This window comes from Pseudomonas cyclaminis (genome assembly GCF_015163715.1).
GTDB lineage: Bacteria > Pseudomonadota > Gammaproteobacteria > Pseudomonadales > Pseudomonadaceae > Aquipseudomonas > Aquipseudomonas cyclaminis.
In genome coordinates this window covers 1-11,294 of record NZ_JADDUM010000109.1, presented here as the reverse complement: position 1 = coordinate 11,294, position 11,294 = coordinate 1, and the positions used below count along the sequence as shown (strand labels likewise).

Sequence of the window (11,294 nt, the reverse complement as noted above, 5' to 3'; positions counted from 1 at the left end):
TCGACAAGCCCCTCCCACACTTGAATGTGTTCGCAATTCAAAATGTGGGAGGGGGCCCCCGATAGCTATCTCCCAAACAACAAAATGCCCCTCAGAGATACCACCCTTGAACATTCAACCCAGCACCTATTCCCCCGACATCAAGGTGCCCGCTGACAAAAGAGTCTTCGGCGCCCGCGACCTGTTCTCCCTCTGGTTCTCCCTGGGCATCGGCCTGATGGTCCTGCAAACCGGCGCGTTGCTCGCGCCGGGGCTGGGTTTGTCCGGCTCGTTGCTGGCAATCTTTCTCGGCACCCTGGTCGGCGTGCTCTTGCTGGCCGCCGTCGGCGTGATCGGCAGCGATACCGGCCTGTCCGCCATGGCCGCGCTCAAGCTCAGCCTCGGCGCCAAGGGCGCAAGCCTGCCGGCGTTGCTGAACCTGCTGCAACTGATCGGCTGGGGCTCGTTCGAAATCATCGTGATGCGTGATGCCGCCAGCCTGCTGGGCACGCGGGCATTCAGCGAGGGCAGCCTGTTGGCCAGTCCTGTGTTGTGGACGCTGTTTTTTGGCGGCTTGGCGACCTTGCTGGCAGTCAGCGGTCCATTGACCTTTGTGCGCCAGATCCTGCGCAAATGGGGCATCTGGCTGCTGCTCGCCGCCTGCGTGTGGCTGACCTGGAACCTGTTTGCCAAGGCGACCTGGTCGCGTTATGGGCTCAGGCCGGTGACGGTTCGCTGCCATTCGCGGTGGGCTTTGACATTGCCATCGCCATGCCGCTGTCGTGGCTGCCGCTGATTGCCGACTACTCCCGTTTCGGCAAGCGCGCCAAAAGTGTCTTCGGCGGCACCGCGCTGGGTTTCTTTATCGGTAATTTCTGGCTGATGAGCCTGGGCGTGGCCTATACCCTGGCGTTCGCGCCAAGCGGCGAAGTGAACGCGCTGCTCCTGGCGTTGGCGGGTGCCGGCCTGGGGATTCCGCTGCTGCTGATCCTGTTGGATGAGTCGGAAAACGCCTTTGCCGATATTCACTCGGCGGCGGTCTCCAGCGGGATTCTGTTGCGCTTGAAAGTTGAGCACCTGGCATTGGCTATCGGGGTGATCTGCACCTTGATCGCCTGTTTTGCACCGTTGGCCCAGTACCAGAACTTCTTGCTGTTGATCGGCTCGGTGTTCGCGCCGTTGTTCGGCGTGGTGCTGGTGGATCATTTCATCCTGCGCCGTCGTGGCCAGGGTGTGGTCGCCAGCCTGCGTTGGTCGGCGTTGCTGGCCTGGCTGGGTGGCATCGCCACTTACCACCTGTTGGCGAATCTGTACCCGGATGTCGGCGCAACCCTGCCTGCGCTGGTGCTGGCAGGGCTGCTGCAGTTCATCCTGGCTCGTGCCTTCAGCGGCGTGCGGGCACCAGCTCAGGTTTGAGGATGCCTTCCAGGCGCGAGTAGGGAATCTGCAACTCGACATGGCCCAAGGCATACGGCGCAATGGTGGTGGTGGGGTACTTGAGGACCACGCCGCCATAGGTCAGCGCCATGTTCGGGGTTTTCTGGAAGGGGTAGGTTTTCACGAACTCCGGTTCCAGGCTCAGGCGGGTGCTGATCAACCAGCTGTTGTGCGCCACCTGGGCGGCTTTCCAGAAGGCGTCTTCCTTGCCCGGCAGCAGCATATCGGTGAGCGACAGCGCTTTTTGCTGCTGGCGCGAATAGTTGATGAACGCACGGCCCGGCTCGCCGTGGGTGGCGCCCTGGTCCAGGTAGCTGGACAGTTCGATGATCACCAAGCCGTCATGCTGCTCCCGTACCTTGGCCTGCAAATACATGCTGTTGCTGGGCGCCGCGGTTTTCAGGAATTGCTCGCGATAGCTCTCAAGGCTGGTCGGCAGCGGGTTCGCGCCGGTCATTTCCAGCAGGCGCTGTTCTATCAAGGCGTCGAGCTTGGGTTCTTTGGCAAAGTGCACGGTGTCGATATTCACCAACGCGCAATCGGCGCTGGCGCAGCCCGGCCGGGTTTGTTCGGTGGTGTCGCGGGTGGCTTCCAGCGGGGTGCGCCAGCTGGGTTGGAACAGGCTTTGGCAGGCGCCGAGGGTCAAGGCGATGCAGGCCACGGAGGCGATTTTTAAAAGCGACATGGATGTCCTTCGTCTATCGATAAGAGCGAAATTGTGCAGCTTCGACTACCAGCAAGGCAGTCAGTTCGCCACTAAGCTGATTAGAGTGAGTTTGACCGTCGCCGTCTATCCCGGCAACCGGAAAGGGGCTGCATCCTAGGGCGGGAGCGCGTTAGGATGGCGCGAATTGCTCAGGCATAACGAGGAAAGGATATGACGGACACAGCAAAATCGACGCCGAGCACCATCGAAATTGTTCAGCGCGACAATGCCTACAAAGGCTTCTACCAGCTTGATCGCGTGCAACTGCGCCACGAAAAGTTCGATGGCGGCATGAGTCGGGTGATCAACCGCGAAGTCTTCGTCCGTCACGACGCGGTGTGTGTCCTGCCGTACGACCCGCAGCGCGATGAAGTGGTATTGATCGAGCAGTTCCGTGTAGGCGCCATGGGCCGCAGCAACAACCCTTGGCTGGTGGAAATGGTCGCGGGGCTGATCGACAAGGATGAAGAACCGGAGGAGGTTGCACACCGCGAAGCCGAGGAGGAAGCTGGGCTGACGTTCTCCGCGCTGTGGCCGATCACCAAGTATTTCCCGTCGCCCGGTGGCAGTACCGAGTTTGTGCATTTGTACCTGGGCCGTTGCGACAGCGCCGGTGCCGGTGGCGTCCATGGATTGGAAGAAGAGGCAGAAGATATCCGCGTCACCGTCTGGGCCTTCGAAGATGCCCTGCAAGCGGTACGCGACGGTAAGATTTCCAACGCAGCCAGCATTATCGCCCTGCAATGGCTTGCGCTTAATCGCGCGGAAGTGAGGGGGTTATGGCAGTAAAGGCACGGGAACGTTATCGAGTCGACCTGATCGGGCTGCAAGCTGCCTGCGAAGCCAACTATGCGCGGCTGATGCGCCTGTTGCCCGACATGCGCCACGCCCCCGAGGCGCGGCGTATCGGCGTTACCCACGGCGACCAGATGCTCGGCGTGCTGGCCCTGGAAGTCATCGTCAACTGCCCGTACACCACCACCCTGCGCGTGCGCCAGGAGCACAGCCTGCCTTGGCTGCCGGTGCCGCAACTGGAAGTGCAGGTCTACCACGACGCCCGTATGGCGGAAGTGATCAGCGCCGAACATGCACGACGCTTTCGCAGCATCTATCCTTACCCCAATGTGTTCATGCACCAGCCCGATGAGAAAGCGCAGCTCAATGTGTTCCTCGGTGAGTGGTTGAGCCATTGCCTAGCCTTGGGTCATGAGTTTGAGGTCGTGCGGTAGATGTGAACTGCGTCTGCTTCCCTGGGTTTCCTCTTTGCGTTCTGCCCCAGCATAATCGCCCCAATTGTCCATTCCTGTGATTGCCTTGGGAGAGCGCCTTGCCGAGCGTATCCACCGTGAACCCCGACACTGCGCTGCTGGTGCAGTTGTCTGACAGCCATCTGTTTGCCGAGGCCGACGGCACGCTGCTGGGCATGAATACCCGTGACAGCCTGCAGCGCGTGATTGAGTTGGTGCGCCAGCAGCAGCCGCAAATCGACCTGATCGTGGCCACCGGGGACTTGTCCCAGGACGGCACGCTGGAGTCCTATCAGCAATTTCGCGACATGACCGCACCCATCGGCGCCCCTGCGCGCTGGATTCCCGGTAACCACGACGAGCCGCAGATCATGGCGCAGGCCGCTGCGCACAGCGACTTGCTTGAACCGGTGGTGGATGTGGGCAACTGGCGCATCACCCTGCTGGACTCCGCCGTGCCGGGCTCGGTGCCAGGCTACCTTCAGGATTCGCAGCTGCAATTGCTCGCCCAAGCCTTGAGTGAAGCCCCCGGTCGTCATCATCTGGTGTGCTTTCACCATCACCCGGTGCCTTTTGGCTGCGCGTGGATGGAGCCTATCGGCCTGCGCAATCCCGACGCGTTGTTTGCCGTGCTGGACCGCTTTCCCCAGGTCAAGGCCGTGCTCTGGGGCCATGTGCACCAGGAAATCGACCTCGAGCGCAACGGCGTGCGCCTGCTGGCATCGCCGTCCACCTGCATTCAGTTCGCGGCGGGCAGCGAGGACTTCAAGGTCAGTGAACAGGCGCCGGGCTATCGTTGGCTGCGCTTGCATGCCGACGGGCGGCTGGAGACGGGCGTGGAGCGTGTCGAAGGGTTCGACTTCACCATCGATTACGGCAGCAACGGCTACTAACTCCTGTAAACACTGAGCTAATGTGGGAGGGGGCTGGGCGATAGGGGACTCACACAGGGCTTCGATCCCTGTAAACTGCGCCCTTTTGGCGCAAGCACGGAGAGCCCGGTATGTCTGCTTCGATCCTGTATATCCACGGTTTCAACAGTGCGCCGGCGTCCAACAAGGCCAGCCAGCTCATCACCGTGATGGACAGCCTCGGCCTGGCCGACCAACTGCGTGTGCCGGCCCTGCATCACCATCCCCGTCAGGCCATTCCTCAGTTGGAGGAGGCCATTGCCCAACTGGGGCGGCCACTGCTGGTCGGCAGCTCACTCGGCGGCTACTATGCAACCCATCTTGCCGAGCGCCATGGCCTCAAGGCGCTGCTGGTCAACCCGGCGGTGAGCCCCCATCGGATGTTCGACGGTTACCTGGGCACCCAGAAGAACCTCTACACCGATGAAACCTGGGAATTGACCCACGACCATGTCACGGCGCTGGCCGAGCTGGAAGTGCCGGCGCCCCAGGACGCGGCGCGTTATCAGGTGTGGTTGCAGACCGGGGATGAAACCCTGGATTATCGCCTTGCCCAGCAGTATTACCGGGCCTGTGCCTTGCGCATCCAGGCCGGTGGCGACCACGGTTACCAAGGGTTCGCCCAGCAATTGCCGGCACTGTTGAGCTTTGCCGGCATTGGCGCAGATCAGTATCAATCCTTCGATTTTTCGGCACTGTAATTGCCTTGGAAACCGCAGGTTACTTTTTAATCGAACGACTCACGACGAGACCCCATGGCCACTCCCAGCGCTAGCTCTTATAACGCCGACGCCATCGAAGTCCTCTCGGGCCTCGACCCGGTGCGCAAACGCCCCGGCATGTACACCGACACCAGTCGGCCGAACCACCTTGCCCAGGAAGTCATCGACAACAGCGTCGACGAAGCCTTGGCCGGGCACGCCAAGTCGGTGCACGTCATTCTCCACGCTGACCACTCCCTCGAAGTGTCCGACGATGGTCGCGGCATGCCGGTGGACATTCACCCGGAAGAGGGCGTGTCGGGCGTCGAGCTGATCCTCACCAAGCTGCACGCCGGCGGCAAGTTCTCCAACAAGAACTACCAGTTCTCCGGTGGCTTGCACGGTGTGGGTATTTCCGTGGTCAACGCCCTGTCGACGCTGGTGCGGGTCAAGGTCAAGCGCGATGGCAACGAGTACCAGATGACCTTCGCCGATGGCTACAAAGCCACCGACCTGGAAGTGATCGGCACCGTGGGCAAGCGCAATACCGGCACCAGCGTGTACTTCGCGCCGGACCCGAAATACTTCGATTCACCGAAATTCTCCATCAGCCGCCTCAAGCACGTGCTCAAGGCCAAGGCTGTGTTGTGCCCGGGCCTGCTGGTGACCTTTGAAGACAAAGGCACCGGCGAGAAGGTCGAATGGCACTTCGAGGATGGCCTGCGCTCCTACCTGGAAGATTCCGTCAGCGACTTCGAACGCCTGCCCAACGAGCCGTTCTGCGGCAGCCTGGCCGGTAATAAAGAAGCGGTCGACTGGGCGCTGCTGTGGTTGCCCGAGGGCGGCGACAGCGTGCAGGAAAGCTACGTCAACCTGATCCCCACCGCCCAGGGCGGCACCCACGTCAATGGTTTGCGCCAGGGGCTGCTGGATGCCATGCGCGAATTCTGCGAATACCGCAGCCTGCTGCCGCGTGGTGTGAAGCTGGCGCCGGAAGACGTGTGGGAGCGCATCGCGTTCGTGCTGTCGATGAAGATGCAGGAGCCACAGTTCTCCGGCCAGACCAAAGAGCGTCTGTCGTCCCGTGAGGCGGCGGCGTTTGTCTCCGGTGTGGTCAAGGACGCCTTCAGCCTGTGGCTCAACGAGCATCCTGAGCTGGGCCTGGCCCTGGCCGAACTGGCGATCAACAACGCCGGTCGTCGCCTCAAGGCCAGCAAGAAGGTCGAGCGCAAGCGCATCACCCAGGGCCCGGCACTGCCCGGCAAACTGGCTGACTGCGCCGGGCAGGACCCGATGCGTTCCGAGCTGTTCCTGGTGGAAGGTGACTCCGCCGGCGGTTCCGCCAAACAAGCGCGGGACAAGGAATTCCAGGCCATCCTGCCGTTGCGCGGCAAGATCCTCAACACCTGGGAAGTCGACGGCAGTGAAGTCCTGGCCAGCCAGGAAGTGCACAACATCGCCGTGGCCATTGGGGTCGACCCAGGTTCGGCGGACATCGCCCAACTGCGTTACGGCAAGATCTGCATCCTCGCCGACGCCGACTCCGACGGCCTGCACATCGCCACATTGCTCTGTGCGCTGTTCGTGCAGCACTTCCGCCCGCTGGTGGACGCCGGTCACGTTTATGTCGCCATGCCGCCGCTGTATCGCATTGACCTGGGCAAGGAGATTTTCTATGCCCTGGACGAGGCCGAGCGCGATGGCATCCTCGACCGCCTGGTGGCCGAGAAGAAGCGCGGCAAGCCACAGGTCACGCGATTCAAAGGCCTGGGTGAAATGAATCCGCCGCAATTGCGTGAAACCACCATGGATCCGAACACCCGGCGCCTGGTGCAGTTGACCCTGGAAGACTACGCCGGCACTTCGGAAATGATGGACATGCTGCTGGCGAAGAAACGTGCGCCGGATCGTAAGGCGTGGCTGGAATCCAAAGGCAACCTGGCCGAGGTGCTGGGCTGATGCGCACAGGCGTCGCCCTGGCGATCCTGATGTTGAGCGGGCTGGCGACCACCCCGGTGGTGGCTGCGCCCGTGGCAGAGCTCAAGCTCGTGTCCGAGCACCCGGTGGATGGCATGCGCGGCGGCAACCTGTCGGGCCTGGCTATGTGCGGCAAGGAGTTGTGGACGGTTTCCGACCGTGACGACGACCAGATCTATCGCCTGGATATCAGCGCGCCGACCTGGCAGGCCGAAACGGTGAAAATCGACGTGCCGCCCGTGCCGGAGTCCGGGCTGCCGTGGGGGCTGCGTTCGCGGACCAAGGCTGCGTCGTTCATTCGCGGCGGCGACCTGGATTTTGAAGGGATCAGCTGCGATGCTGCCGGTAATCGCTACATCGTCAGTGAAGCCCATGCGGCGGTGCTGCAGGTGCCGGTCATGGGCGCGCCTGAATGGCTGAAGATTGCCCCAGGCATGGTGCGAGAAGCCCGCGCCAGTGGCATGCTGCTGCACTTCAATGCCTTGTTCGAAGGCTTGGCGGTGAACCCGCAAGGCAATCAGATCTGGTTGGCGGCGGAGCGTGAGCGGCGCGGCTTGATTTCCATCAAGCGCCCGCAAAGCCTGTGGGATTGTGACGGCGCGTGCGTGTTGTTGAGTGAGGCCGGCCAGGAAGTACAGCCGGCCAAGTTCACCGACGCCAAGGCTGTGTCCAAGGATTTCGCTGATCTTTCCCTGTTCAACGGCAAGCTGTTCACCCTGGAGCGCAACGCGTTCCAGATTTGCCGCCGCGATGCGGTCACGGCCAAGGTTGAGCTGTGCTGGTCGTTTGCCGACGAAACCTTGACGCCCGAGCGGCGTTACGCCCAGCCCTATGGCCTGGCTGAAGCCTTGGTGGTGGACGCTGAGGGCGCGTGGCTGGGTATCGATAACAACTTCGGCCCCCGCGCCGATGGTGAAAAACGCCCGGTGGTCTATCGTTTTGCCGCCCCGGTCGGCGGTTGGAGTGCCCAGCCGTGAATGATCAAACACTTGAATTGACCCGGCGCAGCGGCATTTCCGCTGCGCCTTACCAAACAATGATGAGGCCCGCATGAGTGACATCCTCGCAGACAGCTTAGACGGCGTAGAGCGCCGGTCGCTGGCTGACTTCACCGAAAATGCCTACCTCAACTACTCCATGTACGTGATCATGGACCGTGCCTTGCCGCATATCGGCGACGGCCTCAAGCCTGTGCAGCGACGCATCATCTACGCCATGAGCGAGCTGGGCCTGGATGCCGATTCCAAGCACAAGAAGTCGGCGCGTACCGTCGGTGACGTGCTGGGTAAGTTCCACCCCCACGGCGACTCGGCCTGCTATGAAGCCATGGTGCTGATGGCCCAGCCGTTCAGCTACCGCTACACGCTGGTGGATGGCCAGGGCAACTGGGGTGCGCCGGATGATCCCAAGTCCTTCGCCGCCATGCGTTACACCGAAGCGCGTTTGTCGCGTTACTCGGAAGTGCTGCTCAGCGAACTTGGCCAGGGCACTGCGGATTGGGGCCCGAACTTCGACGGCACTCTGGACGAGCCTCTGGTGTTGCCCGCACGTTTGCCGAATATCCTGCTCAATGGCACCACCGGTATTGCGGTCGGCATGGCCACCGACGTACCGCCGCACAACCTGCGCGAAGTCGCCACCGCCTGCGTGCGTTTGCTGGATGAGCCAAAAGCCACGGTCGAGCAGCTCTGCGAGCATATCCAGGGCCCGGATTACCCGACCGAAGCGGAAATCATCACGCCGCGTGCCGACCTGCTGAAGATGTACGAAACCGGCAAGGGCTCGGTGCGCATGCGCGCCGTGTACCACATCGAAGACGGCGACATTATCGTCACCGCGTTGCCGCACCAGGTGTCCGGCGCCAAAGTGCTGGAGCAGATCGCCGCGCTGATGCAGGCCAAACCGTCGAAACTGCCTCAGGTCGCCGACCTGCGTGATGAGTCCGACCACGAAAACCCATGCCGCATCGTGATCATTCCGACCAACAGCCGGGTCGATCACGAAGTGCTGATGCAGCACCTGTTTGCCAGCACCGATCTGGAGTCCAGCTACCGGGTCAACGTCAACATCATTGGCCTGGATGGCAAGCCACAGCTGAAAAACCTGCGCAACCTGCTGGTGGAGTGGCTGGAGTTCCGGGTACAGACCGTTCGTCGCCGCCTGCAATTCCGCTTGGACAAGGTCGAACGCCGCCTGCACCTGTTGGATGGCTTGCTGATCGCCTATCTCAACCTGGATGAAGTGATCCACATCATCCGTACCGCCGAGCACCCGAAAGCCGAGTTGATTGCGCGCTTCGAGCTGAGCGAGATCCAGGCTGACTACATCCTCGACACCCGCTTGCGTCAATTGGCGCGACTGGAAGAGATGAAGCTACGTGACGAACAGGACGCGTTGCTCAAGGAGCAAGCCAAGCTGCAAGCCCTGCTGGGCAGCGAAGCCAAGCTGAAAAAGCTGGTGCGCAGCGAGCTGATCAAAGACGCCGAAACCTATGGCGATGACCGTCGTTCGCCAATCGTGCAGCGCGCTGAAGCCAAGGCGCTGACAGAAACCGAACTACTGCCTAACGAGAAAATTACCGTCGTTCTGTCGGAAAAGGGTTGGGTTCGTTCAGCCAAAGGGCATGATATTGACGCCACTGGCCTGTCGTACAAAGCGGGTGATGGCTTTAAAACCGCCGCAGCCGGGCGTTCCAACCAGTTTGCGGTGTTTATCGACTCCACGGGGCGCAGCTATTCGGTGCCGGCGCACACCTTGCCATCCGCACGGGGGCAGGGCGAACCGTTGACCGGGCGTCTGACGCCGCCGCCAGGGGCGAATTTTGAATGCGTGCTGCTGCCGGATGATGACTCGCTGTATGTCATCGCTTCCGACGCCGGTTACGGGTTTGTGGTCAAGGGTGAAGACCTGCAGGCCAAGAACAAGGCGGGCAAGGCGCTGTTGAGCCTGCCGAACAACGCCAAGGTGATCCTGCCGCGACCGGTGGATGACCGCGAGAGCAATTGGCTGGCATCGGTGACTACCGAAGGGCGCTTGCTGGTGTTCAAGATCAGCGATCTGCCGCAGTTGGGCAAAGGCAAGGGCAACAAGATTATTGGTATTCCAGGGGAGCGGGTGGCCAGTCGCGAAGAGTACGTGACCGACATCGCGGTGATCCCGGAAGGCGCCACTTTGGTGCTTCAGGCCGGTAAACGCACGTTGTCGCTGCGTCCCGATGACCTTGAGCACTACAAGGGCGAGCGTGGTCGGCGTGGTAATAAACTGCCGCGTGGTTTCCAGCGGGTAGATGCATTGCTTGTGGAAACGCCCGTTTAAGGCGTACTAGAGCCCTCGATCTACGATTTAAAGCGTAGATCGACGCTTTGGCGCTGGAGTCACGGCGCATATTCACGGATGATATGGCCTTTCCAGCGCGGCGTGGCCGAGCGTGTTTAGGTTATTTTTAGTATTACATTGTGGTTCGCCTTGTGGCAGCCACCTGGATGGGATGATGACTGCTCCACGCCTTCCTCTATTTTTGATGCTCGCTGGCCTTTTGGGGTTGGCGGGTTGCAGCACACACCAGCCGGTGTCGCTGTACCAGTTGGACAGCGGAAGTCCGGCGCAACCTGCACAAAGTGCTGGTATGGCGGTCCTGCTGGGCCCGGTGGTCGTCGCCGACTACCTGCAACGCGAAACCCTGCTGCAACGTCAGAACGACGGCAGCCTGCAAGGTTCCACCGATGGTCGTTGGGCGGGCAGTTTGTCGTCCGACATCAACCAGTTGATGTTGCGCCAGGTAGCCGGACAACTGGACAGCCAACGTGTGGTCCTGTCACCTGCGCCTGCCGGTTTTTCGCCGGATGTGCAGGTTTTGCTGACCATTACGCGACTGGATTCGGGGGCTTCGCAACCGGCGATCCTCGATGCGCAGTGGCGCTTGATCGACCGTCGTGGTCAGGTGCGCGACAACCGCATCGTGCATTTGCAGGAGCAGCACGCCGGCACCACCGCGTCCCAGGTCCAGGCCCAGGGCGTGTTGTTGCAGAACCTCGCGCAGCAGTTGTCGGTGGCCCTCAAGCCATTGGCCAACCAGCCGCCGATTGCCGAGGCGCCGCGCAAGCAAGCCCCGGCGGTGCAGGCCAAGCCAGCAGAACCGCAGAAGCCGAAGATGCCGATGGCTACGCCGATTCGTACGGATATGGAAGTATTCAGGTTCTGACCTGAAACCGCTCCACAAAAAAGGCCCGCTGATTCAGCGGGCCTTTTTGTTTGTGGGAGGGGGCTTGCCCCCGATGGCTGAGTATCAGTTAGCACATCATTAACTGAACCACCGCTATCGGGGGCAAGCCCGCTC

Annotated in this window: 9 protein-coding genes and 1 pseudogene; 9 read left to right on the top strand and 1 reads right to left on the bottom strand. The window is 61.5% G+C overall.

Annotated features, from left to right (window positions below; translation table 11 throughout):
* Positions 1–106 precede the first annotated feature (106 nt).
* A pseudogene (gene cytX, locus IQK56_RS15105) lies at positions 107–1,395 on the top strand (putative hydroxymethylpyrimidine transporter CytX).
* Here the strand turns inward: cytX and IQK56_RS15100 are convergent.
* Positions 1,364–2,101 carry an RsiV family protein gene (locus tag IQK56_RS15100; RefSeq protein WP_193862120.1) on the bottom strand — a complete coding sequence of 246 codons (738 nt, stop codon included), beginning with the start codon at positions 2,099–2,101 and terminating at the stop codon, positions 1,364–1,366. The pseudogene cytX and the gene IQK56_RS15100 overlap by 32 nt on opposite strands.
* Positions 2,102–2,293: 192 nt before the next feature.
* Between IQK56_RS15100 and IQK56_RS15095 the strand changes: the two genes are divergently transcribed.
* From IQK56_RS15095 to IQK56_RS15060, 8 genes are all read left to right on the top strand, one after another.
* On the top strand, positions 2,294–2,911 hold the full coding sequence (locus IQK56_RS15095; RefSeq protein ID WP_193862121.1) for an NUDIX domain-containing protein: 618 nt from the start codon (positions 2,294–2,296) through the stop codon (positions 2,909–2,911).
* Complete coding sequence (locus tag IQK56_RS15090; RefSeq protein ID WP_003171323.1) at positions 2,902–3,351, top strand: DUF1249 domain-containing protein; 450 nt, start codon at positions 2,902–2,904, stop codon at positions 3,349–3,351. Before IQK56_RS15095 ends, IQK56_RS15090 begins: the two co-directional genes overlap by 10 nt.
* Positions 3,352–3,449: 98 nt before the next feature.
* Complete coding sequence (gene cpdA / locus IQK56_RS15085) at positions 3,450–4,262, top strand: 3',5'-cyclic-AMP phosphodiesterase (protein WP_193862122.1); 813 nt, start codon at positions 3,450–3,452, stop codon at positions 4,260–4,262.
* Between the two features lie 110 nt (positions 4,263–4,372).
* Positions 4,373–4,981 carry a YqiA/YcfP family alpha/beta fold hydrolase gene (locus tag IQK56_RS15080; RefSeq protein ID WP_122305492.1) on the top strand — a complete coding sequence of 203 codons (609 nt, stop codon included), beginning with the start codon at positions 4,373–4,375 and terminating at the stop codon, positions 4,979–4,981.
* Between the two features lie 54 nt (positions 4,982–5,035).
* The gene (gene parE, locus IQK56_RS15075) at positions 5,036–6,940 is read left to right on the top strand and encodes a DNA topoisomerase IV subunit B (RefSeq protein ID WP_099583693.1); all 1,905 of its coding nucleotides are present in this window, start codon (positions 5,036–5,038) and stop codon (positions 6,938–6,940) included.
* Positions 6,940–7,935 carry an esterase-like activity of phytase family protein gene (locus IQK56_RS15070; protein WP_150674915.1) on the top strand — a complete coding sequence of 332 codons (996 nt, stop codon included), beginning with the start codon at positions 6,940–6,942 and terminating at the stop codon, positions 7,933–7,935. Before parE ends, IQK56_RS15070 begins: the two co-directional genes overlap by 1 nt.
* Positions 7,936–8,008: 73 nt before the next feature.
* Positions 8,009–10,273 carry a DNA topoisomerase IV subunit A gene (gene parC / locus IQK56_RS15065; protein WP_112193112.1) on the top strand — a complete coding sequence of 755 codons (2,265 nt, stop codon included), beginning with the start codon at positions 8,009–8,011 and terminating at the stop codon, positions 10,271–10,273.
* Positions 10,274–10,448: 175 nt separating this feature from the next.
* The gene (locus tag IQK56_RS15060; RefSeq protein ID WP_183140441.1) at positions 10,449–11,159 is read left to right on the top strand and encodes a PqiC family protein; all 711 of its coding nucleotides are present in this window, start codon (positions 10,449–10,451) and stop codon (positions 11,157–11,159) included.
* The last annotated feature ends 135 nt before the right edge of the window (positions 11,160–11,294 follow it).